Here is a 22,245-nt window from a genome sequence, read left to right as displayed (position 1 = left end):
GCAGTGACGTCCGGGTGGATCGGCCTCGGACTCGGGCCGCGGGGGTCCGTCAGGAATCCGCCGAGCTTCGGTCGGTGACGGGCATCATGTCGGCGTGCGACAGGAGGCGGTTGATGTTGCGCTCCGTCTCCAGGGAGCCCTCGACGCCGATCGCGGCACCGTCGAGGAGGAGCTCCATCGCCGCCGCCTTCTTGGGGCCCTTGAGGCCGAGCGAGGCGAGGGCGTCGCTGTCGAGTTCGCCCGTGATGTCGATGAGGCGCACCACGATGTCGTCGCGCTGGAAGACCGTGCTGCGGTACACCGGGTTCTTCGGGTCGTCCGCCGCGGCCTCGTCCTGGTGGGCGAGCAGCCGGGCCAGTTCCATGCCACTGCCGCGCTTGGCCGGGTAGTACAGCGCGTGCCGCCGCAGGTCGGCGGGCTCCTTGCGGCCCGCCACCACGTGGTGCACGGAGGGGAGCGCGGCCCGGGTGAAGAAGACCCGCGCCGAGTCCGGGTCGCTCAGGTCCCGGTCCTGCTCCAGGTACGGGTTGATGGCCTCCTCGACCGCCCGCACCTCGGGCTGACGCGCGACGTGGCGCAGGGCCACGAGCAGGTCGCCCTCGACTTCCACGGCCCGTACGACGCGGTTGCCGTGCATGAAGAGCGAGGTGCGGCGCAGCCGCGTGGTGTCGTCGACCTGGGCCTGCGGCGACGCGTACCCGGCCAGGATCTCCGCCACCTTGGACTCGGAGCCCGGCTTGACGGTGAAGGTGAGGGCGTGGCGTGCCACACCGTCCCCGACCCGGGCCGCCACCTGCGTGCCCGTCGTGGCGGATTCCGATGCGTGCCGCTGGGCGGGGCTGGTCTCACGGAGGATGCTGTAGCGCATCGACCGGGTGTCCCGGACGCAGCTGTGCATCGGCCTGACGGTCTCGACGTGCTCCTCGCTGTTCACCCAGGCGAGGAAGGGCGGGGCGCTCTCCCACTCGCTGGTGATGAGCCACTGCGAGGGGTTCTCGATCGACTGGCAGAGCTGGTCACTGATGTGACCGGGGACCGACGCGACCTGGTTGCGCATGTGCTCGTACGCGTCGAGGAACTGCTGCTGGGCTCCGTCGTACAGGTCGAGCAGCAGGATCACCCGCAGCCTCGAGCCGTCGAAAGCCGACTGCGATATACGTCCTGTGGTGGTCATCCGGCGCACCTCTCCTCATTTTTCACAGAAGGTCAGGAGCGACCGCCGTTCCCGAAAGACCGGGGTCGCCATGAGCCGATCGTTGACGGGAGCACGGATGAGCGCGAGCCCCACGGTGCGGACGAGTGAACCGCGTGTCATCCGGGTGCCCCGAGGGCGCGAACCGGTCCGCACCGGGGATGGAAACAGGGGAGGGAATCCGATCCCCTCCCCGACCCATGTCGCAGGTGCACTGGAGGCACTCAATGAACCGATTGGAAGAGGCCGGCGAGGTCGGCCACCACACGTCCGTCCTCATCGTCGGCGGCTCTCTGGTGGGCCTGTCCACCTCGCTGTTCCTGGGGCGACTCGGCGTGCCGCACATCCTCGTCGAACGCCACTCGGGCACGTCGATCCATCCCCGCGGGCGCGGCAACAACGTGCGCACCATGGAGGTGTTCCGGGTGGCCGGGGTGCAGCAGCGCATCAAGGACGCCGCATCGATCCTGGCGGAGAACCACGGCATCCTGCAGGCGCCGACCCTGGTGGGCGATGCCGGCGAGTGGCTGTTCAAGGAGATCGACCCGGGTGGCGGACTCGCGCGCTTCAGCCCCGCCGCGTGGTGCCTGTGCAGCCAGAACGACCTCGAACCGGTCCTGCTGAAGAGCGCTCGGGAGCTGGGCGGAGACCTTCGGTTCTCCACGGAGCTGATGTCGTTCGAGCAGGACGGTCAGGGGGTGACCGCGCAGGTCAAGAGCCGGGAGACGGGTGAGCACAGCACCATCCGGGCGGACTACCTCGTCGCGGCGGACGGTCCGCGCAGCCCCATCCGCGAGCGGCTCGGCATCGGGCAGAGCGGTCCGGGCGACCTGTTCCACAACGTGAGCGTCACGTTCACCTCCCGCCGCCTCGCGGACGCCGTCGGCGACCGGCGCTTCATCGTCTGCTATCTGACCGATCCGGAGGCCGACGGGGCTCTCCTGCCGGTCGACAACAAGGAGCACTGGGTCTTCCACGCTCCCTGGCACCCCGAACACGGCGAGACGCTGGAGGAGTTCACCGACGAGCGGTGCGCGGACCACATCCGGCGGGCCACGGGAGTGCCGGACCTCGATGTGCAGATCACCGGCAGGGCCGCCTGGCACGCCGCCGAGCGGGTCGCCGAGCGCTACGGGGACGGCCGGGTGTTCCTCGCCGGTGACTCGGCCCACGAGATGTCTCCCACCGGGGCGTTCGGTTCCAACACCGGTATCCAGGACGCGCACAACCTCGCCTGGAAGCTCGCCGCCGTACTGGGCGGCTGGGCCGGACCCGGACTGCTGAAGTCGTACGACGCGGAGCGCCGGCCGGTCGCCCAGGCGACGAGCGCACGGGCCTCGTCGCGTTCGGTCGAGCACAGCCACCCCGGGTATACCCCTGGACCGGAAGTCGGCGGACCTGTCGGACCCGGCGGACCCGGCAGTGTCGGCGGACCCGGCAGTGTCGGCGGCCCTGGCCGTCCCGGCGGCGCCGGTGGTCCTCGTGGCGCCGGTGGTCCCGGCGGACCTGGTGGCCCTGGCGGCCCCGGCGGCCCCGGCGGCAGGCAGGGCGGAATCCTCAACGTGGCGCTGGCCTACCGCTATCCGCGCGGTGCCGTCCTGGGAGCCGATCCGACGATGCCGATCGTGCCCGACGGTGTGCGGCTGACGGGTGAGCCCGGAACCCGGGCGCCCCACATGTGGCTGAACCGCTCCGGCAGCCGCGTCTCCACGCTGGACCTGTACGAGCGGTCCATGGTGCTGCTGAGTTCGCAGGGCGACGCCGGCGGATGGCACACCGCGGCGAAGGCCGTGGCGGAACGGCTGTCCATGCCGCTCGACTCGTACCGGATCGGCACCGGGCCCGACGCGGAACTGTCCCCCGAGGACGGCATGGACTGGGCGGCGGTCCACGGCGTCACCGCGGAGGGTGCGGTGCTGGTCCGCCCCGACGGGTTCGTCGCGTGGCGGTCCGAAGGCCCGTCGGCGGAGCCCGAGACGGCGTTGCACGACGCCCTGGCGGCGATCCTGGACCGGGCCTGACCGACGGCCCTCCCAGCGGCGGGTGTCCTCGGCAGCGTCGCCGAGGACACCCGCTCCCTGTCCGCCGAACGCCCCCTCCAACACAGCCCCCTCCAGCACCCCCCGGTTCACCCATGCCCCGGGCCCGCCGCGTCCTCGAACGGCCTGAGGCGGTGAGGGCGAGGTCGAACGGCATCAGCGAGCGCAGCCGGAATCCCCCGACCGCTGGTCGATGCGCCCGCTCGATTCCTTCGATGCGATCGAAGACCCTCGCATCCCCGTGGCTCGGCCATGGCAGCGTGTCCGGCATGACATCCGAGACTCGCACCGACGTGCTGCGGTACACGGCCTTCAGCCCGGATCCCGCGGGCGGCAACCCGGCGGGCGTCGTGCTCGACGCGTCCGCCCTGGACCCCGCGGGCATGCTCGCCGTCGCCGCCGAGGTGGGTTACTCCGAGACGGCCTTCGTCACGGCTCAGGACACCGCCGGCCGCCGGTTCACCCTGCGCTACTTCAGCCCCCTCGCCGAGGTCGACTTCTGCGGCCATGCGACGGTCGCGACCGCCGTCGCGCTGGCGCAGCGCATCGGCCCGGGAGAGCTGGTCTTCGACACCGCGGCGGGCGACATCCCGGTGCTCACGGCCGCCGACGACCAGGGAGTGCTGCGCGCCACGCTCACCAGCGTTCCGACCCGCTCACGCCCGGCCGAGGACGCCGAACTGGACGCGGCGCTCACCGCTCTGGGCTGGCAGCGGACCGACCTCGATCCCGCCCTGCCGCCGCATGTCGCCTTCGGGGGCGTGCAGCACCTGGTGCTGGCGGCCGCCGACCGGGCCCGGCTGGCGGATCTCGCGTACGACTTCGACGCCTTGGCGGCGGTGATGCGCCGGTACGGGTGGACCACGCTCCAGTTGGTGTGGCGGGAGACCCCGACGCGTTTCCACGCCCGCGACCCCTTCCCGGTCGGCGGGGTGGTCGAGGACCCGGCCACGGGTGCCGCCGCGGCCGCGTTCGGCGGCTATCTGCGCACGCTCGGCCTGGTGCCGGAAACCGGCACCGTCGTCATCCGACAGGGCGAGGACATGGGCCGCCCCAGCACGCTGACCCTGCACATCGACCCGACGGACCCACGCGTGCGCGTGAGCGGCCAAGCGGTGACCCTCGCCCAGCGGTGACCCTCGCGCAGCGGTGACCCTCGCCTAGGAGAGACGCACCCCTGGCCCGACGCCCGAGCCGCCCTCTTCGCGAGGGTCGGCCGGTGCGGGGGTGTCGTCGAGGAAGCCGCCCGACTGGTGCTGCCACAGCTTCGCGTAGGCACCGTCCGAGGCGAGCAGTTCATGGTGCGTGCCCTGCTCGATGACGCGGCCGCGGTCGAGGACGACGAGCCGGTCCATGCCGGCGACCGTGCTCAGCCGGTGCGCCACCACGAGCGCCGTCCGCCCCTCCATGAGCCGCCACAGCGCCTCCTGGACGAGGAGCTCGCTCTCGGAGTCCAGGGCGCTGGTCGCCTCGTCGAGCAGCAGGACCGGCGCGTCACGCAGGATCGCCCTGGCGAGGGCGACGCGCTGGCGCTGTCCACCGGACAGTTTCACCCCGCGCTCGCCCACCATGGTGGCGAAGCCGTCCGGGAGCGCGTCGGCGAACTCCGTGACGTGCGCCGCCTCGGCCGCGCGGCGGATCTCGGCGTCGGTGGCGCCCGGCCGGGCGAACGCGATGTTGTCCCGCAGCGTGCGGTGGAACATCGCCGGGTCCTGCGGTACGTAGGCGATCAGGCCCCGCAGGTCGGCCTGGCGCAGCCTGCTGATGTCCTGACCCCCGATCAGGATCCGGCCGGCGTCGATGTCCGTCATCCGCAGCAGCAGCCGGGTGAGCGTGGTCTTGCCCCCGCCGGACCGGCCGACGAGACCGATCTTCGCCCCGCTGGGCACGGCCAGGTCGAGTCCCTCGAAGAGCGGCTCGGCGCCCGCGTGGGTGAAGGTGACGTGCTCGAAGCGCACGTCGGAGGCCCGGGACAGCAGCGGCTCCGGGGACGCGGGGTCGAGCACGGTCGGCGGCGTCAGCAGCAGTTCGGTGAACTGCGCGGCCTCCGTCATCGAGCTCTCCAGGCGGCGGTAGATCTGGTTGAACTCGAACATGATCCGCGTCGCGTTGGAGTAGTACGTGAAGGCGACCACGACCGCCTCGACGCCGTGCCCGCCGAGCGAGACCGCCAGCAGCAGGCCCAGCGCGTTGGTCAGCACGGACAGCGGCGCGACCAGTGTGTCGATGCGCAGGTTGCCGTAGTCCCACGAGCGCAGGGTCAGGCGCCGTGACTCCGCGACGCGGGACCGGTGCTCGGCGGCCTCGCGTTCCTCGGCGGCGAACGCCCGGACCGTGTCCATGTTCATCAGGCTGTCGGCGACATGGCCCGACACCCGGGCGAACGCCTCCTCGCGCAGTTCGACGAGCGCCTGACGGCGGCGGATGAGAGGCGCCACACACAGCGCCGTCAGGGCGATCATCGCCAGGAGTCCGACGACGAGCAGCGGTTCGTAGCGCCACAGCACCACCGACCCGAACATCAGCGGCACGAGGCTGCCCACGATCGAGAACGTCACCGTGTCGACGCACTCCTCGAAGCGGGAGGCGAAGCTGAGGACCCGCTTGGTCAGCGACCCGGCGAAGTTGTCGTGGAAGAACGCGGCGTCCTTGGCGAACAGTTCGTCCATGCCGATCACGTAGAGGTGCTCGATGCCGAGGGCGTCCAGGCGGTTCAGGCAGTGCAGGCCGATGCGCCACAACGTCTCCGCGAGCAGCAGGACGCCGGCGAACCCGAGGACGTAGGGCAGCGTCGAGCCGATGGTGAGATCGGCGTCGCCGGCGATACGGCCGACGAGTTTCGCGACGACCAGCGGCGCGATGTAGTTGATGCCGATGTTGCCCAGCGCCGGCAGCAGCATCGCGGGCACCGTCAGCCGGCGGAGCCTGGCCAACTCCCGTCCGTAGTAACGAAGTGCGAGGAGCACCGAGCCCCTGCGCGGCGGAACCTCGCGCGATTCAGGCGATCCCATTCCAGCCCTGTGTTGTCGTGATGCCGTTGCCCCAGTGACCGTGCGCGGCTTCGGTTCGGGTGAGCGCCCTGGCTCGGGTCGTCCTCGGACAGGCGGGTGTACGACGACAAAGCCCCCAAGCCAGGAAATAAAGTGTCCCGCGACGGCACCCACGGAGTCCAAGCGTTTTCGGCCCAGCGCGGGTCCGGCGTGAGGTCACGCAAAAAGGGCCCCCGCAGGCTTTCGCCTGCGAAGACCCTTCGCACCGTCGGGACGACAGGATTTGAACCTGCGACCCCTTGACCCCCAGTCAAGTGCGCTACCAAGCTGCGCCACGTCCCGGTGCCCTTCACCCGCGGTGACCCGCGTGATCGTGCAGGTGAACACTACCGCACACGGGTGGATGGCCGTGCACGGGCGGTCACCGTCCCGCCGTACACATGGAGTACGCGGGCGTCGCTAGACCGGCGTGGTCGACTCGGCGGCCGCGGTGCGGAGCGCTTCGGCCAGGCGGGCGGCCGGTTCCGGCAGGGGGTGCGGGAGGCGGGCCACAACGATGCGGCGCCGCTCCTCGGGGCCGCCGCGCACGGACAGGATCCGTACGCCGGGAGGTGCGGCGGGGGCGAGCGCGGCGGGGACGGTGGTGAGGCCGCAGCCGGCGGCGACGAGGTGCAGCTTGGCCAGCCAGTCACGTGCGGTGTGCGCGATCACGGGGCGCTCGTCGAGGCCGGGCCAGACGCCCATCAGTTTCTCGTCGCCGGAGGAGGCCCCGGCGATCCAGCGCTGTCCACGCAGCTCCGCGATGTCGACCGAGTCACCGGCGGCGAACGGATGAGTGGCGGGCACCGCGAGGCGCAGGCTGCGTTCGCTGAGCGTGCGCAGGGTCAGCGGGGGCGTCTCCGTGTCGAAGGGGCGAAACGGCGGCATCGAGGCGAGCAGGGCCAGGTCCAGCGTGCCCGCTCGCAGCGCGCGGACAAGGGCTGGGGTGCTGCCCTCCCGGGTGCTGACCGTGATCGCGGGGTGGCTGCGGCGCAGCGCGGCGATCGCCCGGGGCAGCAGAACGGCGCCCGCGCTGGCGAACCAGCCCAGGCGTACCGTGCCGGCCTCGGCGGGCAGCCCGGCGAGTTCGCGTTCCGTCGCGTCGATCTGGTCGAGCACCGTGACGGCCCGCCGCAGCACGATGTGCCCGGCCGCGGTCAGTCGTACGCCGCTCCGGCGCCGCTCCAACAGCGGTGCCCGTGCCGCCCGTTCGAGGGAGGCGATCTGCCGGGACACGGCGGACTGGGTGTAGCCGAGCGCCCCGGCGGCGGAGGTGAGTGTGCCCCGCTCGGCCACCTCACGGAAGACGCGGAGCGCGACCAGCGAGACATCGGTGAAGTCCATGACGTTTACGCATACCAGACGTGAGCATCTTTCGTTGGACGCATGGCCACGGCGTTCTTAGCGTGGAGGGCATGACAGTTGCACGCATCGCTCTGGTCACCGGCGCCAACCAGGGGCTCGGCTTCGCGCTCGTCGAGGGGCTCGCCGCCCGCCTGGGCCCCGATGACCTGGTCCTCCTCACGGGGCGCAACGCCCAGCGGGTCGCGGACGCCGTCTCGCTCGTCACCAAGGATCCCGGCACCCGGAGCCGGGTGGAGGGTCGGGTACTCGACGTCTCCGACGCACGGGCCGTGGACCGGTTGGCCACCGAACTCGGCGCGCGGTACGGCGGGGTGGACATCGTGGTGTCCAACGCGAGCGCCATGCTCACTCCGGACCGGTCGCAGGCCGAGCAGGCCGACGAGTTCATCGATGTCGCCAATGGGGGCGCGCAGGCGGTACTGCGCTCGTTCGGCCCGGTGCTGCGTCCCGGTGGACGGCTGGTCGTCGTAGCCAGTTCCCTGGGCACGCTCGGTCATCTCGATCCCAGTCTGCACCACCTGTTCGACGGCGCCTCGCTCGACGAGGTCGAGGCGGCGGTCGAGTCCTGGCGCGCGGCCGTCCACGCCGGCACGTCGGAGGATCTCGGCTGGCCCCGCTGGATCAATGTGCCGTCCAAGGTGGCCCAGGTAGCCGCGGTGCGGGCGGTCGCGGCCGAGCGCCGGGCCACCGATCTGGAGCGGAACACCCTGGTGGCGGCGGTGTGTCCGGGGCTCGTGGACACGCCGTTGTCGCGGCCGTGGTTCGCCGACTTCAGCGGGGCGCAGAGCCCGGCGCAGGCCGCGGTCGCCGTGCTCGACCTCGTGCTGTCGCAGAAGGTCGACCCGACGACGTACGGCGAACTCGTCCGTTGTGGAGAGGTGCTGCCCTGGCGGGAGGGAAGGCCGCCACTCCACCAGGACGGGCTCCTCGCCGAGTAGCCGGAGCGGGCGGGGCGGGACGGTGCACCACCCCGCCCGCCCCGGCAGCCCCGCCGGTCAGGCGTTGGGGTCGAAGGCGATACCGGCCGGCTTCGCCTTCTCCAGGTGGTAGTTGAAGTTGCCGTCCTTGAGACCGAAGACGGCACTGCCGAAGTCGTACGCGCTCAGCTTGTCGCGCAGACCCGCGGGGTAGCCGTTCCAGCCGACCAGGCTCGGGAACTGCCAGGCGTGGTAGTGGTTCTCCGGCGGTTCGTCGTTGGTGTTGGCCGGGCGGAAGCAGTGCGTGCTGATGCCGTCCTTGTGGTAGACGACCTTGGGGTGCGTGCCGTCCCAGCGGATCGAGTCACGGCCGTAGACGTTGAAGTTGCCGTGGGCCGAGGTCGACACGTACTTGGCCTGGTTGTCCTGCACCCACACCACGACGTGTTCCCAGTCGTTGCGGTGGCCGCCGAGGCCACTGCCCGCCACGGCCTGGTCCTTCTCGAAGTAGAGGCCGTACATGATGGCGCACCAGCCGTTGTTGCACTTCTCGCGCGAGTAGCCGTTGGTGTTGTCGAGGTCCCAGGAGTCGTGGCACTGGCCGTTGAGGGCCCCGGACGGCTTGAGGCCGCCGTTGATGGTGCCGTCGGGGCCGATGGCGGGGGTCGGGTAGCAGCCGTCCGTGTCGTAGTCGTAGGCCGGCTGGAACGTCTGCTCCAGTCCGTCCGCGTTCGCGGGCAGGGCCTTCGGGGGGTCGGCGAGAGCGCTGCCGGGAAAGGCGACGACCAGCGCGATCGCGCTGCCGAGAATGAGGGAGCCTCTGCGGATCCGCGAGCTTTTCTTCACTGCGTCCTCCTGATCGACCGCGGCGTGGGGGCGGGGCAGGCCGGCCGGTCGCGTTGGCATGCCCAGATCAGCTTTCCGGGCCGCCGCGGAATCCGCCAGAGTCCGGAGGTGTCGGAGCGATGAAGGATCAACCAATGCGGAGGGTGCGGGCGGCCCGTGGGCCGTCGAGGGCGCTCGCGTCGCCCAACTCCCGGGCCCGGTGGGCTGGTTGCCCCTGGGCCCGGGAGGCCGCTCAGGGGCTACACCTGGCCGGCCGCGAGCTTCCATTCGCGGTGCAACGTGCCCAGCGGGATGCTGTGTTGGAGGACGGGGGTGCCGAAGATGGACAGCTGGACGCGCAGGGTGCCGGTCAGGTCGACACCGCCGTAGACGGCCCAGGAGCCTGCCGCGCCCACGCCGGTCTTCGCCGTGGCGCCGCCGGCGGAGGTGGCGGAGGTGGCGTCGGCCGAGACCGCCGCCTCACCGCGGAGATACGGGGCCAGGTCGGCGGTGACGCCGACCGTGCCGTACAGGCCGACGGTGGCCTCCGCGCCGAGTGACGCCTTCACGGCACCGGCCGCGGTGACGGAGGTGCGCACCGGGGTGCTCGTCATATGCGACTCGTTGACCGGCGTCCAGCCCTCGGCCGGCCCGAAGGTGCCGCCGGCCTTGAAGTCGCCCTTGAGGTCCTGCTCGATGTCGACGGTGACGTTGCCCTCGGCGCTGATCTGGAAGTAGCAGGTCAGGTCGAGGTTCACCACGACGGGAATCGGGCCGACCTGGAGGACCGGGTCGGCGTGCAGCTTCGCGAACGGGACCCGCACGGGCTGGGCGGAGGCGGCGGCGCGGCCCTTGACCGCCCACCGAGAGGTCCAGTCGCCGGAGACACCGAGGTGAGCTGCCCCTGGCCCGGAGGCCCCGGAGTCACCGCCGTAGGAGAAGTCGACCTCGGGGGCGACCTGGACGAAGCCGTGGACGGACGCGGTGGCCGAGGCCGGCGCCCCTTCCGCCGTGCCGACCTTCGCCCCGACGTCGATCCGCAGGCTGCCGAGCGGGACCTTCGTGCCCTCGGGCCCGGAGTGGATGTCTCCCGTCTTCGCCCAGGAGACCTTCACGTCGGGCAGCAGTCGGGCGACGTCGAAAGAGGCGGGGTCGACGGGGACCGAGCCCTTCGCGTCGTCGTCACCGAGCAGCGTGTCCAGCGTCGTCGGCGCGGTCTGCACCTCGATGCCGTCACCCTTCTCACCGATCACCTTGGTGACCTTGGCGAGGAGTCCTTCCGGAGCGCCGGGCGCGGGGGCGCTGGCGATGACGTCGCCGACGGCCGTGGCGTGCGGCTCTCCCGTGCCGCCGGTGGTCGGCGAGGGCGAGGAAGTCCCGTTACCGCCCGAAGCGCCTTGGCCTCCGGAAGTCCCCTTGCCAGTAGGAGATATGACGGCCCGTCGGGTATGGCTGTCGTACGACTTCACCTTCAGCGCGGTCTTACGCGCCTTGCCGCCCGCGGCGCCCGGGCGCGCGACGGCGGTCGAGGTGGCCGCCGCCTCGGGTGCGGCGGCGACCGCGAGCGGCTGCCCGGCCTCCGTGGTCGCGGCGGCGGAGGCCTCGGCGCCCTGGGCGCGGTCGGCGGCGGACGGATTGTGCGCGGCGGGGTCTGCGGAGCAACCGGCGGCGAGGAAGAGGGCGGATGCGGCGAGCGCGGGCATGAGGGCACGCAAGGGCCGCTTGCGGATACGCAAGATCAGTCCTGAGGGGGGTGGGGGTGACTAGGGTTACCGGTGGGTAACCAGAGGTGAGCGTGTCATGAACCTGTGAAGCTCCGCCGCATGTTCCGCGCACTCCGTGGGTGATGTGCGCCACGCCGACGACCACCGGGGGTCAGAGGGCGTACCCGAGGCTCGTTTTCTCCAATTGCTCTGGGGCACAACACAACTGATGCACCATCGGGAGGCCCCATGAGTGAAGACGCGCAGGGCAACAGAGTCCTCGACTGGCTTGCGGAGAACTCCTCACGGCAGCATCGTGATCCTGAGCGCGACCAGGACAACAGGACCGTGGGACGTCTGCGCCTCGGGGTCGGCGTCATCGGCATCGCGCTACCGCCGGCGGTGCCGCTGGGAAACGAGATCCTCCGTGCGCTGGGGTCCAAGACGCCGATCATGCCCGGATCCATCAGCGGCTCGTACTACACCGGCACCCGCAATGTCTTCGTCGGCAGCCTGTGCGCGCTGGGTGTCTTCCTGATCTGCTATCGCTACAACAAACGCGACGACCGCTTCAGCTCGGCGGCGGGTGTGTTCGCCCTGGCCGTCGCGTTCCTGCCGACGTCACCTGATCATCCGACCGCGCGCCAACAGACTGTCGGTGTCATTCATCTGGTGTGCGCCGCGCTGCTTCTCCTCATGCTGGCGGCGTTCTGCATCGTGTCCTTCTGGGATCCGGCACCGACGGACAGGCGGCAGGTGAATCGCCTCTATCTGACGGCCGGGGCGGCCATCGTCGCCTTCACGGCCATCGCCGGAATCGCCCAATTGACCCGCTGGGGCACCGACTGGACGTTCACCTCCGTCTATCTCTGCGAAACGCTCGCGGTGTGGGCGTTCGGCATCGCCTGGCTGACCGCGGCCCTGGACATCGGCGCCTTCAGGTTCAGGGTTCCCGGCCCTCGTACGCGGCCGTCAGCAGGCCCAGTACGCCATGCGCCGTGACCGGGCGGGGGTTGGCGTAGGAGTCCGTGCCGGCCTGCCCGGCCGCGACCGTCAAGTCGGTCTCCTTCAGGCCGAGTTCAGCGAGTGAACGGGGAGCGCCGAGGCTTCCGGACAGCTCCCGCAGGGCGCGCGGGACGTCGTCGGTGTGCAGGGCGCGGGACAGGGCGGTGATCGCCTGGGGCGCGGCGGACGCGTTGTAGGCGAGGACGTACGGCAGCACGACCGTGTGGGTCTCGGCGTGCGGCAGTCCGAAGGTGCCGCCGAGGACGTGGCAGAGCTTGTGGTGCAGGCCCATGGTGGTGGCGCCGAGGCAGGCACCGCACAGCCAGGCGGCGTACAGGGCACGGCTTCGGGCGTCGAGGTCGTCGGGGACGGCGGCGACGTCGGGAAGTGCCCCGGCCATCGCCCGGACGCCCTCCTCGGCCATGAGCGAGACGAGCGGCGAGGCATCGGGCGCGTAGAGAGCCTCGGCCGCGTGCGCGAGCGCGTTGACGCCGCTGGTCACGGAGAGGGGGACCGGGAGCGCGAGGGTGAGTTCGGGGTCGTAGACGACGCTGCGGGGCTGGACGCCGGGGTCGCGTCCGGTGCGTTTGGCACCGTGCTCGGTGAGGCCCCAGACGGGGGTCATCTCGGAGCCGGAGTAGGTGGACGGTACGGCGATCAGCGGCAGGCCGGTGCGCAGCGCGATCGCCTTGCCGAGGCCGATCGCGGAGCCGCCGCCGACCGCGACGCACCCGTCGGCGGCCGCCGCGCGCGCGACCTCGACCGCCCGGTCGGCGACCTCCACGGGCACATGCATACGAGCCTCGGCGTGCAGCCCCGCGCAGGTGTCGCCGAGGGCGTCGGCGACCGCCCGCGCGGTGTCCTCGCCCCGGCGTCCGCAGACCACCAGCACCCTGCGCAGACCGAGGCGCGCGACCTCGCCGGGTGTCGCGGACACCGCGGCGCCGGGCCGGAAGACGACGCGCGCGGGCCGGGTCTCGTAGGAGAAGTCGAGCGGGGTATTCATCGTGGCTCAATTACGAGGTCGAAGCGGGCGTGCCGGAAGGGGTTGGTGATCCCGAACTCCGTGGCCAGGGAAGGGTCGTCGGTCTCAGCGAAGTCGTGGACCAGGCTCTTCTTCACGGCGAACACCGCGTCGGAGTCGAGGTAGGCGCTGCCGGCCACGAAGATGTGCGTGGTGACGGGGGTGTGGCCGTCGGCCGTGGCGATGAAGTGGATGTGGGCGGGGCGGTAGGGGTGGCGGCCGGTGGCCCTGAGCAGCTCGCCGACCGGTCCGTCGGTGGGGATCGGGTACGGGCTCGGCACACAGGTGCGGAACCAGAAGCGGCCCTCGGCGTCCGCCGTGAAGAGCCCGCGGCCGTTGCCGGGCGGCTGGACGTCCGGCCGCTGCACGTCGTAGTAGCCCTCTGCGTCGGCCTGCCACACGTCGAGGACCGCGCCGGGCAACGGGGTCCCGTCCCGGGACAGCACGCGGCCGCTGACCACGCAGGGCTCGCCGCTGCCCACCAGGTCGATGTCGGCGCCGAGTTCACGTGCCGGCGACTCGGTCATGTGGAAGGGACCGAGGACCGTCGACTCGGTGGCCTCCGGCCCGCGGCGGGCTCCCAGGGTCTCCACGAGCATCGAGACACCCAGCACGTCCGACAGCAGGATGAACTCCTGCCGGGTGTCGGTGCACATCTGCCCGGTCGCCGTCAGGAAGTCGACGGCGCGCTCCCACTCCTCGATCGTCGGCTCCGTCTCGCGGACGAAGTCGTGCAGGTGACGGGTGAGCGCGCTGAGCAGCTCGCGCAGGCGCGGATCCGCGGTGCCCTCGAAGCTGTCGACCACGGCGTCGGTGATGTCCGTCGTGAATTCCGTGACCATGCCGCTCCCCTGCTCCCGCACTGTGGCTCACCCGCGACGGCGCGCACTCCTCCAAGGTACCCAGTCGGGGATGAGCGGGACGACTCGGCCAGGAGCGACCGCGAGCGCCACGGCGCAGTAGCGGGCCGCCGAGCCTCCTGCGTGACGGATGACGGCGTTTTCATCCGTCCGTCCCCCGTCATGCCACCTCATCGCGCCTGCTCGTCGCGCGCTCCGACCGTCGCACGGGACGGGGTACGCCGGGGCGGTGAGCAGCATCAGGGCGTGGCGGCCGCGCAGGGGGCCCGGGGGGCAGGAAGTCCGTCGGTGGCGGAGACGGTGGCGGCCGCGCGGCGTCGCCCGGAGTGCCGCCACCCAGGGTGCCGCCGCGGGATCCGATCCGCGGCCGCCCCCGCCCGTGGTTACCGCGGAGCGGCACGCGCGCAGCGGAAGGCCCGGAAAGTATGATCAATGAATGTCTGACATGACCGAAACCACGCCCGGCTGGCTGTCTCCCGACGAGCTGGAAATGGCCCGCGCGCGCATGCCGATCCTGTACGTGGAAGCGGTACCGGTGCGCGTTGACGACAACGGCGAAGTCACCCGCATCGGACTCCTGCTGCGCATAGGGCCGGACGGGACGGTCAGCCGCACCCTCGTCTCCGGCCGGGTGCTGCACCACGAGCGGGTCCGGGACGCGCTGCTGCGCCATCTGGAGAAGGATCTCGGCCCGGTGGCGCTCCCCCGCGTCCCGGCCTCCCTGCAACCCTTCACCGTCGCCGAGTACTTCCCGACTCTGGGGGTCACTCCCTTCCACGACCCTCGCCAGCACGCCGTGTCCCTCGCCTACATCGTCCCGGTGACCGGCGACTGCCGCCCGCGACAGGACGCGCTCGACCTGGTGTGGTTCAGCCCCGAGGAGGCTTCCTCGCCGCTGGTCCTCGACGAGATGCCGGGTGGCCATGGAGTCCTGCTCAAGCAGGCCCTGGCACATGTCGGCTGCCTCTCCTGATCAAGAGCACCGAGTCTGGAGTCCGGGGAGCGCGGCGTCGGCCGCGCTCCAGCGTCGCCCGCCCTGCTGGTCGCCGGCTCCCACATCGCTCCCAGGGAGCGAATCCGGAAACAGAAAAAGGGCCGTTACGAAAACGGCCCCTCACCTGCGATGTTCGAACCATCGAACCGTCGGGACGACAGGATTTGAACCTGCGACCCCTTGACCCCCAGTCAAGTGCGCTACCAAGCTGCGCCACGTCCCGTTGCCCTTCACCCGCGGTGACCCGCGTGATCGTGCGAACAGAACTTTACCCCACGTGGCGGGCTGCTCCGAAGGTGGAGCCGACCGCGCGACAATCGGCGTATGAGCGGGACATCTGAGGCACGGTGGGACGGCGGGCGCGATCGGGACACGGCGGGGCGGGCACGGAACGCCCGGCCGCGCGACGGATTGGGGCGCCCCCTTCCGTACGGCGCGGACGGGGTGGAACGACAGCCGGAAGGCGTCGTGCGCAGCCCCGAGGAAACGGTCGCCGAGGCCCAGACACTGCTGGAGGCGGGGAAACCGTTCCACGCGCACGAGGTCTTCGAGGACGCCTGGAAATCCGGTCCCGAGGACGAGCGGGCCCTCTGGCGGGGCCTCGCCCAGCTCGCGGTGGGGCTCACGCACGCGGCCCGCGGGAACACGACGGGCGGCGCACGGCTGCTGCGGCGCGGTGCCGGGGCGGCCGAGGAGTGGTCATCGCGGACCGGTCGGGAACGGCCGTACGGGATGGAACTCGCTGAACTCAGCTCCTGGGCAAGGGAGTTGGCATCGGTCGTGGAGCGGGAGGGCAAGGCGATCAGCGCGCAGGCGTGCGCTCCGCGACTGCGCGGGCGCCGCGTCTGAGCAGCGCGTCCGAGCAGGTGGTGCTGTATCGGGGCGGTGGTCCGACGCCGGGTGTGGCGGAGCGGCCCTGGTTTCGGCGGGCCGATGCGAGGGGACCGAGCCGGGGTGCGGCGGCGGCCCGACTCCCTGGGCGGTGGCTCCACCCCGGGTGCGGTGCGTCCACTGTCAGTGGCGTGCGGCAGACTCTCGGTGTGCGAAAGATTCATGTCATCGGGATCGGGGCGGGCGACCCCGATCAGCTCACGTTGCAGGCGGTCAAGGCGCTGAAGGGCACGGACGTGTTCTTCATCCTGGACAAGGGCGAGGTGAAGTCCGACCTCGTCCAGCTGCGCCGCGACATCCTCGACGCGCACATACCGCAGCGGGCGTACCGCCTGGTCGAGGCCCGGGACCCGGACCGTGACCGGTCCGCCGGGGGGGCGGCGTACTCGCCCGCGGTCGGGGACTGGCGCAGCGCCCGTGCGGACATCTACGAGCGGCTGATCTCCGAGGAGCTGGGGGAGGACGAGTGCGGCGCCTTCCTGGTGTGGGGCGACCCCTCGCTGTACGACAGCACGATCGGCATCCTGGAGGAGATCCTGGACCGGGGCGCGGTGGCGTTCACGTACGACGTCGTGCCCGGCATCAGCAGCGTCTCCGCGCTCGTCGCCCGGCACCGCACGGGGCTGAACCGGGTCGCGCGGCCGGTTCAGATCACCACGGGGCGTCGGCTGGCCGAGGGCTTTCCCGAGGGTGTCGACGACGTGGTCGTGATGCTCGACGCCCACCAGGCCTTTAGGCAGTACGCCGACGAGGACATCGACATCTACTGGGGCGCCTACATCGGCACACCCGACGAGATCCTCGCCTCCGGTCCGATAGCCGAGGCGGCTCCCCGTATCGAGCGCCTGCGGGCCGAGGCGCGCGAACGCAAGGGATGGATCATGGACACGTATCTGCTGCGCAGGCACCCGGAGGCCTAGGGAGCTCCCCCGGCGGCCGGGTAGCCGGGCGGGTCGCCCCGCATGCACAGGGCGCCCTGCGATGTGAGGGTGGCGCATGTGACGACCACCGAGGAGACGGCGGCGCCCGCGACGGAGGCGCCCGGGCCGCCGGTGCTGGACAGCCGGCGGCGCAACATCGTCTTCGGGACGATCGTGCTGGGCATGCTCCTCGCCGCCCTCGACCAGACGATCGTGGGCACCGCCCTGCCGACCATCGTGTCGGACCTGGGCGGCGCGGCGCACATGTCGTGGGTGGTGACGGCGTATCTGCTGGCCGAGACCGTCTCGACGGTCCTGGTCGGCAAGTTCGGTGACCTGTTCGGCCGCAAGGTGGTCTTCCAGGCCTCGGCGATCATCTTCATCACCGGGTCGTTCCTGTGCGGCCTCGCCGCGAACATGCCGATGCTGATCGCCTGGCGGGCCATGCAGGGCATCGGCGCGGGCGGTCTGATGGTGACCGCCATGGCGTTGATCGCCGATGTCATCCCGCTGCGCGAGCGGGGCAAGTACCAGGGTGCGATCGGTGCCGTCTTCGGCGTGGCCACGGTTATCGGGCCACTGCTCGGCGGGCTGATCACCGACCATCTCTCCTGGCGCTGGGCGTTCTACGTCAACGTGCCCATCGCGATCCTCGTGGTGATCGCCGCGGCCCGCACCATCCCGTGGTGAAGTCGGCGTCCCGCCCCGTCATCGACTGTCTGGGCATCGCGTTCGTCGCGGTCGGCGCCAGCGCGCTGATCCTGGCGACGAGTTGGGGCGGCAACGTACGAACGTCCGTCGGCGGGGGATGACGTCAGACGCCGAGCCGGGCCAGGGCCGACGCGACGTCGGGCACGGCGGTGACGCCCACCGGGAGCGGTGGGCGGCGGACGACGACCACGGGGAGGCCGAGATCGCGGGCTGCGGTGAGTTTGGCGGCCGTGGCGTCTCCCCCGCTGTCCTTGGTCACCAGGACGTCGATGCCGTGGGTGCGGAGCAGGGCCCGTTCGCCGTCCACGGTGAACGGGCCGCGGGCCAGCAGTATGTCGGTGTCGGGCGGCAACGGCGGCTCGGGCGCCTCCACCGAACGTACGAGAAAGTGCAGTTCGGCCAGGTCCGCGAAGGCGGCGAGGCCCAGGCGGCCGGTGGTGAGGAAGACGCGGCGGCCCAACGCCGGGAGCAGCACGGCGGCTTCGGTGAGGGAGGCGGCCGAGTGCCACCGGTCGCCGGGGCCGGGGCGCCAGCCCGGCCGGCGCAGCACCACGGTCGGAACACCGGTCACGGCGGCGGCCCGCGCGGCGTTCGCCGTGATGCCGGAGGCGAACGGGTGCGTCGCGTCCACCACTGCGGCCACCCCGTGCTCCCGCAGCCACTCCGCCAGCCCTTCCGCCCCGCCGAATCCCCCGATTCGTATGTCGCCCTGGAGTGCCCCCGGCCGGGACACGCGCCCGGCGAGCGAGCTGGTCACGCGCACTCCGGGTCGCGCCGCCAGTTCGGCGGCGAGTTCGCGCGCCTCGGTGGTGCCGCCGAGGACCAGGACGTGTGAGGACATGGGGTCGAGCGTACGAGGGCGGGGCGGGGAGCCGAGCTCCGGGTGGGCCGCCCCGGCAAAGCCGGCCCCGGGTCCGGCTGGGTAGGCCGCCCCGGCAAGGCCGGCCCCGGCTCCGGCTGGGTGAGCCGACGGCGCGGGGCGTCCGCGCGCAGGTACCCGGGCGGTCCTGCTCGGTATCGTCCGGGCATGAAGCGGGACATGAAGCCGGACATGCAGTCGGTACGCGCGGTCCTGATCGACATCGACGGGGTGCTCACGGTTTCCTGGAAGCCGCTGCCCGGCGCGGTCGAGGCGTTGCGACGGATCCGCGCGTCCGGGCTCGGGGTCGCCCTGGTCACCAATACGACGTCCCGTACCCGCGCGTCGATCGCCGCCACGCTGTCCGCAGCCAGCTTCCCGGTGGACGCCGAGGACATCCTCACCGCCCCCGCCGTCACCGCCGCGTATCTCGCCGAGCGCCGTCCCGGGGCCCGGTGCTCCCTGCTGAACAGCGGTGACATCGCAGAAGACCTGGCCGGCGTCGCGCTGGTCGACGAAGCCGACACCGAGGCCGTGCCGGACGTGGTCGTCGTGGGCGGCGCCGGTCCCGAGTTCGACTACGCCGCCCTCAACCGGGCCTTCGGCCACCTCCAGCGGGGCGCGCGATTGATCGCCATGCACCGCAATCTGTACTGGCGTACGGACCGGGGGCTGCAACTCGACGGTGGCGCTTTCCTGCTCGGCCTGGAGCGGGCGGCCCGCACCGAGGCGGAGATCACCGGCAAGCCGGCGCCCGCGTTCTTCGAGGCGGCGCTGACGCGTCTCGGGGTCGGTCCCGGCGAAGCGCTGATGGTCGGCGACGACATCGAGTCGGACGTGCTCGCCGCGCAACGCACCGGGATCACCGGTGTCCTGGTCAAGACCGGCAAGTACCTGCCCGAGAGCCATCGCGCGGCGAACGGCGAGCCCGACCACGTCCTGGACTCCTTCGCGGATCTCCCCGACCTGCTGGAGGTCGCCGACCGGTAGCGGTCAGCGCAGCAGCAGCTGCACTCCGCCCACCACGGTCGCCGCGATCACCAGTCGCTCGAAGAGCCGCTGGTTGATTCGGTGCACAGCCCATTTGCCGATGAACGCCCCCGGCACGACGAACGCGGCCAACGCCGCGTCCAGCAGCAGTGAGTGACCGTCGATCAGGCCGAGGCCCACGCTGAAGGGCACCTTGGAGACATTCACGATCAGGAAGAAGAAGGCGGAGGTGCCGAGAAAGCCCAGTTTCCGGAAGCCCGCCGACAGGAGATACATCGACATCACCGGGCCGCCCGCGTTGGCGACCATCGTGGTGAAACCGCCGAGCACCCCGTACGAACGGGCCTTGATCCGGCCCGTCCGTGTCGCCACCGAGTCGGGTTCGTCGTCCTGCGCGGCGACCCGCCTTCGCCACAGGGTGACCGCCGCCATCAGCAGCAGGATCGCCCCGATCGAGGTGCGTACGACCCCGTCGTCGGCCCACACCAGGAACAGCGTGCCGAGGACGACACCCGCGGCGACCGCCGGGAACAGCCGCCACAGCGTGGGCCAGTGGGCGTGGCGCCGGTAGGTGAGCACCGCCAGCACGTCCCCGACGATGAGAACGGGCAGGAGTACGCCGGTCGAGGCGCGGGCGGGCAGCACGGCGGCGAAGATCGCCAGACTGACCGTGTTGGCCCCGCTCACCGCGGTCTTGGAGAAACCGACGAGCAGGGCCGCGGCGGCGAGAGCGGCGAACTCCCAGACGGATATGTGCCAGAGCGTCATCGTGTTCATTCGGAGACTGATGCTAGGCCCACGTATCTCCTCGCGTAAGGACCGTCTCGCCTGGTGACCCCTTCATCCGGACCGCTGCTCCAAGTTCCCGTGCGTCAGCTCCTGCAACGCGTGCGTGGCGCCGGCGCGCCAGGTGGAGTTCATGGAGACGGTCTGGCCGAAGGCGTGGAAGAGCGGCAGCGCGCCGAGCGCGATGTCGTCGGGGCGGATGTCATTGGCGTCGAAGGCGTTGACCGTCGCATTCATCACCAGGTTGAAGTGGCTGAGGACGGCGCCCTTGGGGACGCCGGTCGTGCCGCTGGTGTAGAAGACGACGGCCGGGTCGTCCGCCTCGCGCGTGACGTACGAGAGCAGCGGATCGGCGTCGGTGGCGAGATTCTCGAACTCGGTTCCCAGCGTGACGACTTGGACGCCGAGGGCCCGCGCGGCGGCGGCAGCGGTGTCGGCCTGCGCCGGGTGGCAGAGCAGCAGCGTCGCGCCGCTGTCCTTGAGCACGTGCTCGACCTCGGCGGAGGACAGCAGCAGATGGACGGGGACGACCACGCCGCCCGCCGCCGCGATCGCGTAGTAGGCGGGCGGGAACTCCGCCGTGTTGGGCGCCATCAGCGCCACCCGGTCCCCCGGCCGCACGCCCAGGCCGACGAGCGCGCCGGCCTGGGCCCGGGCCCGCTCCCACACCTCGGCGAAGGTGAGGCGCAGATCGCCCTCGACGAGCGCCGTCCGGTCCGGACGGCGGCGGGCGTTCTCGGCGAGGATCGCGGCGAGGGACAGAGTTGCCATGAAGGGGGGCTCCGTTTCGTTGCTCACTGACGTACAAAGTACGCAATACGGCGCTTTCCGCGACGCTTTCAGTGGCGCTCGACCAGGACGGTGCTGCCCTGTCCCACCCCGACGCACATGGTGGCCAGGCCGCGCGAGGCGCCGGTGCGGCGCATGCGGTGCAGCAGGGTGGTGAGGATGCGGGCGCCCGAGCAGCCGAGCGGATGGCCGAGGGCGATGGCGCCACCGGTCGGGTTGACGAGGTCCGGGTCGATGCCGAGTCGTTCGACGCAGGCGAGGGCCTGGGCCGCGAACGCCTCGTTGAACTCGGCCTCCTCGATGTCACCGATGCTCCAGCCGACGCGCCCGAGGGCTTTCTGCGTGGCGGGGACGGGGCCGATGCCCATGACGTCCGGGTGGACTCCGGCCGAGGCGCCGGCGACATAGCGTCCGAGGGATTCCAGCCCCAGTTCGTTCAGAGCCTCCTCGCTGACCAGGAGGACGCCGGCCGCGCCGTCGTTCATCGGCGAGGCGTTGCCCGCGGTGACCGTGCCGCCCTCGCGGAACACCGGCCTGAGGCGGCCGAGCTTGTCGAGCGAGGTGTCCTCCCGTACACATTCGTCGCTGTCGACGATGACACCGTCGGGGCGCCGGACGGAGAGGAGTTCATCGTCGAAGTACCCGTTCTTGCGGGCGTCCGCGGCGCGCTGGTGGCTGCGCAGCGCGAACGCGTCCTGCCGTTCGCGCGAGACGTCGTACCGTTCGGCGACCTCCTCGGCGGTCTCCCCCATCGACAGGAGTCCGTGCAGTTCCTTCATCGCGGGGTTGACCAGGCGCCAGCCGAGCCGAGTGTCGACGGTCTCGATGCGGTGCGGCAGGGCTTCGTCGGGGCGGGGCAGCACGAAGGGGGCACGGCTCATGGACTCGGAGCCCCCGGCGAGCACGATGTCGGCCTCGCCGGCGGCGATCGCGCGGGCCGCCGTCGTGACGGCCTCCAGACCGGAGGCGCAGAGCCGGTTGACCGTGGCGCCCGGCACGGACTCGGGCAGCCCGGCGAGCAGCGCGGCCATCCGGGCGACATTGCGGTTGTCCTCGCCCGCTTGGTTGGCGGCGCCCCAGTAGATGTCGTCGATACGGGCCGGGTCGAGCGTGGGCACCTCTGCGACCAGGCCGCGGACGACGGTCGCCGCGAGGTCGTCGGGCCGCACGGAGGACAGGGCTCCGCGCAGCTTGCCGATGGGGGTGCGGCGGGCGGCCGCGAAGTGGACGGGACGCACGGCAGGACTCCTGAGGGATCGAATTAATTAGCGCTGCTAGTTTTAGACTGTAGACCGCCGACCGGCTCCCTGGGAAGATCCCGCATCCGGAGCGGTGGAGCGACGCGG

At 71.5% G+C, this 22,245-nt stretch carries 18 protein-coding genes, 2 tRNA genes and 2 pseudogenes; 9 read left to right on the top strand and 13 right to left on the bottom strand.

Annotated elements, in window-relative coordinates; all coding sequences use genetic code 11:
* Nucleotides 1-49: 49 nt before the first annotated feature.
* On the bottom strand, nt 50-1,174 hold the full coding sequence (locus ACFVXA_RS19355) for a SchA/CurD-like domain-containing protein (protein ID WP_390025768.1): 1,125 nt from the start codon (nt 1,172-1,174) through the stop codon (nt 50-52).
* A 245-nt stretch (nt 1,175-1,419) separates the two neighbouring features.
* Here ACFVXA_RS19355 and ACFVXA_RS19350 point away from each other — a divergent pair, with 245 nt between their 5' ends.
* A complete protein-coding gene (locus tag ACFVXA_RS19350; protein ID WP_390025766.1) occupies nt 1,420-3,213 on the top strand; it encodes an FAD-dependent oxidoreductase in 1,794 nt (597 codons plus the stop codon).
* Between the two features lie 287 nt (nt 3,214-3,500).
* Nucleotides 3,501-4,367 carry a PhzF family phenazine biosynthesis isomerase gene (locus ACFVXA_RS19345; RefSeq protein ID WP_390025764.1) on the top strand — a complete coding sequence of 289 codons (867 nt, stop codon included), beginning with the start codon at nt 3,501-3,503 and terminating at the stop codon, nt 4,365-4,367.
* A 24-nt stretch (nt 4,368-4,391) separates the two neighbouring features.
* Here ACFVXA_RS19345 and ACFVXA_RS19340 read toward each other — a convergent pair whose 3' ends face one another.
* From ACFVXA_RS19340 to ACFVXA_RS19330, 3 genes are all read right to left on the bottom strand, one after another.
* The gene (locus tag ACFVXA_RS19340; RefSeq protein WP_362020376.1) at nt 4,392-6,242 is read right to left on the bottom strand and encodes an ABC transporter ATP-binding protein; all 1,851 of its coding nucleotides are present in this window, start codon (nt 6,240-6,242) and stop codon (nt 4,392-4,394) included.
* Nucleotides 6,243-6,489: 247 nt separating this feature from the next.
* A tRNA-Pro gene (locus ACFVXA_RS19335) sits at nt 6,490-6,563 on the bottom strand.
* 117 nt (nt 6,564-6,680) lie between these two features.
* The gene (locus tag ACFVXA_RS19330) at nt 6,681-7,604 is read right to left on the bottom strand and encodes a LysR family transcriptional regulator (RefSeq protein WP_362020374.1); all 924 of its coding nucleotides are present in this window, start codon (nt 7,602-7,604) and stop codon (nt 6,681-6,683) included.
* A 71-nt stretch (nt 7,605-7,675) separates the two neighbouring features.
* Between ACFVXA_RS19330 and ACFVXA_RS19325 the strand changes: the two genes are divergently transcribed.
* On the top strand, nt 7,676-8,563 hold the full coding sequence (locus ACFVXA_RS19325) for an SDR family NAD(P)-dependent oxidoreductase (RefSeq protein WP_383904311.1): 888 nt from the start codon (nt 7,676-7,678) through the stop codon (nt 8,561-8,563).
* A 57-nt stretch (nt 8,564-8,620) separates the two neighbouring features.
* On the opposite strand, the gene ACFVXA_RS19320 is transcribed toward ACFVXA_RS19325, so the two are convergent.
* Both ACFVXA_RS19320 and ACFVXA_RS19315 read right to left on the bottom strand, forming a co-directional pair.
* The gene (locus tag ACFVXA_RS19320; RefSeq protein WP_390025762.1) at nt 8,621-9,388 is read right to left on the bottom strand and encodes an NPP1 family protein; all 768 of its coding nucleotides are present in this window, start codon (nt 9,386-9,388) and stop codon (nt 8,621-8,623) included.
* A gap of 239 nt (nt 9,389-9,627) precedes the next feature.
* On the bottom strand, nt 9,628-11,103 hold the full coding sequence (locus tag ACFVXA_RS19315) for a hypothetical protein (protein WP_390025760.1): 1,476 nt from the start codon (nt 11,101-11,103) through the stop codon (nt 9,628-9,630).
* 315 nt (nt 11,104-11,418) lie between these two features.
* Between ACFVXA_RS19315 and ACFVXA_RS19310 the strand changes: the two genes are divergently transcribed.
* A complete protein-coding gene (locus tag ACFVXA_RS19310) occupies nt 11,419-12,072 on the top strand; it encodes a hypothetical protein (RefSeq protein ID WP_390025758.1) in 654 nt (217 codons plus the stop codon).
* On the opposite strand, the gene ACFVXA_RS19305 is transcribed toward ACFVXA_RS19310, so the two are convergent.
* Nucleotides 12,014-13,081 carry a maleylacetate reductase gene (locus ACFVXA_RS19305; protein WP_390025756.1) on the bottom strand — a complete coding sequence of 356 codons (1,068 nt, stop codon included), beginning with the start codon at nt 13,079-13,081 and terminating at the stop codon, nt 12,014-12,016. The genes ACFVXA_RS19310 and ACFVXA_RS19305 overlap by 59 nt on opposite strands.
* Nucleotides 13,078-13,941 carry an intradiol ring-cleavage dioxygenase gene (locus tag ACFVXA_RS19300; RefSeq protein WP_362020361.1) on the bottom strand — a complete coding sequence of 288 codons (864 nt, stop codon included), beginning with the start codon at nt 13,939-13,941 and terminating at the stop codon, nt 13,078-13,080. Before ACFVXA_RS19300 ends, ACFVXA_RS19305 begins: the two co-directional genes overlap by 4 nt.
* Before the next feature lie 463 nt (nt 13,942-14,404).
* Here ACFVXA_RS19300 and ACFVXA_RS19295 point away from each other — a divergent pair, with 463 nt between their 5' ends.
* Nucleotides 14,405-14,932, top strand: coding sequence for an NUDIX hydrolase family protein (locus tag ACFVXA_RS19295; protein ID WP_362020478.1), 528 nt, complete (start codon nt 14,405-14,407; stop codon nt 14,930-14,932).
* A gap of 170 nt (nt 14,933-15,102) precedes the next feature.
* Here the strand turns inward: ACFVXA_RS19295 and ACFVXA_RS19290 are convergent.
* A tRNA-Pro gene (locus ACFVXA_RS19290) sits at nt 15,103-15,176 on the bottom strand.
* Between the two features lie 101 nt (nt 15,177-15,277).
* On the opposite strand from ACFVXA_RS19290, the gene ACFVXA_RS19285 reads away from it, so the two are divergent.
* The 3 genes and pseudogenes from ACFVXA_RS19285 to ACFVXA_RS19275 form a co-directional block, all read left to right on the top strand.
* Nucleotides 15,278-15,802, top strand: a complete 525-nt coding sequence (locus ACFVXA_RS19285) for a DUF309 domain-containing protein (protein WP_390025754.1) — start codon at nt 15,278-15,280, stop codon at nt 15,800-15,802.
* 191 nt (nt 15,803-15,993) lie between these two features.
* On the top strand, nt 15,994-16,764 hold the full coding sequence (gene cobF / locus ACFVXA_RS19280; protein ID WP_362020355.1) for a precorrin-6A synthase (deacetylating): 771 nt from the start codon (nt 15,994-15,996) through the stop codon (nt 16,762-16,764).
* Nucleotides 16,765-16,842: 78 nt separating this feature from the next.
* Nucleotides 16,843-17,549: pseudogene (locus ACFVXA_RS19275) on the top strand (MFS transporter); the annotation flags it as partial.
* Nucleotides 17,550-17,578: 29 nt separating this feature from the next.
* Here the strand turns inward: ACFVXA_RS19275 and ACFVXA_RS19270 are convergent.
* Nucleotides 17,579-18,316, bottom strand: a complete 738-nt coding sequence (locus tag ACFVXA_RS19270) for a cobalt-precorrin-6A reductase (protein ID WP_383904321.1) — start codon at nt 18,314-18,316, stop codon at nt 17,579-17,581.
* 210 nt (nt 18,317-18,526) lie between these two features.
* Between ACFVXA_RS19270 and ACFVXA_RS19265 the strand changes: the two genes are divergently transcribed.
* A complete protein-coding gene (locus tag ACFVXA_RS19265) occupies nt 18,527-19,324 on the top strand; it encodes an HAD-IIA family hydrolase (protein ID WP_390025875.1) in 798 nt (265 codons plus the stop codon).
* Between the two features lie 3 nt (nt 19,325-19,327).
* On the opposite strand, the gene ACFVXA_RS19260 is transcribed toward ACFVXA_RS19265, so the two are convergent.
* From ACFVXA_RS19260 to ACFVXA_RS19250, 3 genes and pseudogenes are all read right to left on the bottom strand, one after another.
* On the bottom strand, nt 19,328-20,101 hold the full coding sequence (locus ACFVXA_RS19260; protein ID WP_383746670.1) for a sulfite exporter TauE/SafE family protein: 774 nt from the start codon (nt 20,099-20,101) through the stop codon (nt 19,328-19,330).
* 105 nt (nt 20,102-20,206) lie between these two features.
* Nucleotides 20,207-20,881, bottom strand: a pseudogene (locus ACFVXA_RS19255) (AMP-binding protein); the annotation flags it as partial.
* A gap of 68 nt (nt 20,882-20,949) precedes the next feature.
* On the bottom strand, nt 20,950-22,137 hold the full coding sequence (locus ACFVXA_RS19250; RefSeq protein ID WP_362020346.1) for a thiolase family protein: 1,188 nt from the start codon (nt 22,135-22,137) through the stop codon (nt 20,950-20,952).
* Between the last annotated feature and the right edge of the window lie 108 nt (nt 22,138-22,245).

The sequence above is a fragment of the Streptomyces sp. NPDC058246 genome, assembly GCF_042881985.1.
Classification (GTDB): domain Bacteria; phylum Actinomycetota; class Actinomycetes; order Streptomycetales; family Streptomycetaceae; genus Streptomyces.
The sequence above is the reverse complement of the archived record's forward strand: the minus strand, read 5'-3'. Positions and strand labels throughout refer to the sequence as shown.

What these genes read in the sequence shown, in the direction of transcription:
- ACFVXA_RS19260 (WP_383746670.1), bottom strand. Translation starts at nt 20,101, where the DNA reads ATGAACACGATGACGCTCTGGCACATATCCGTCTGGGAGTTCGCCGCT.
- ACFVXA_RS19355 (WP_390025768.1), bottom strand. Translation starts at nt 1,174, where the DNA reads ATGACCACCACAGGACGTATATCGCAGTCGGCTTTCGACGGCTCGAGG.
- ACFVXA_RS19265 (WP_390025875.1), top strand. Translation starts at nt 18,527, where the DNA reads ATGCAGTCGGTACGCGCGGTCCTGATCGACATCGACGGGGTGCTCACG.
- ACFVXA_RS19325 (WP_383904311.1), top strand. Translation starts at nt 7,676, where the DNA reads ATGACAGTTGCACGCATCGCTCTGGTCACCGGCGCCAACCAGGGGCTC.
- ACFVXA_RS19340 (WP_362020376.1), bottom strand. Translation starts at nt 6,242, where the DNA reads ATGGGATCGCCTGAATCGCGCGAGGTTCCGCCGCGCAGGGGCTCGGTG.
- ACFVXA_RS19300 (WP_362020361.1), bottom strand. Translation starts at nt 13,941, where the DNA reads ATGGTCACGGAATTCACGACGGACATCACCGACGCCGTGGTCGACAGC.
- ACFVXA_RS19345 (WP_390025764.1), top strand. Translation starts at nt 3,501, where the DNA reads ATGACATCCGAGACTCGCACCGACGTGCTGCGGTACACGGCCTTCAGC.
- ACFVXA_RS19305 (WP_390025756.1), bottom strand. Translation starts at nt 13,081, where the DNA reads ATGAATACCCCGCTCGACTTCTCCTACGAGACCCGGCCCGCGCGCGTC.
- ACFVXA_RS19295 (WP_362020478.1), top strand. Translation starts at nt 14,405, where the DNA reads ATGACCGAAACCACGCCCGGCTGGCTGTCTCCCGACGAGCTGGAAATG.
- ACFVXA_RS19270 (WP_383904321.1), bottom strand. Translation starts at nt 18,316, where the DNA reads ATGTCCTCACACGTCCTGGTCCTCGGCGGCACCACCGAGGCGCGCGAA.
- ACFVXA_RS19330 (WP_362020374.1), bottom strand. Translation starts at nt 7,604, where the DNA reads ATGGACTTCACCGATGTCTCGCTGGTCGCGCTCCGCGTCTTCCGTGAG.
- ACFVXA_RS19350 (WP_390025766.1), top strand. Translation starts at nt 1,420, where the DNA reads ATGAACCGATTGGAAGAGGCCGGCGAGGTCGGCCACCACACGTCCGTC.
- ACFVXA_RS19285 (WP_390025754.1), top strand. Translation starts at nt 15,278, where the DNA reads ATGAGCGGGACATCTGAGGCACGGTGGGACGGCGGGCGCGATCGGGAC.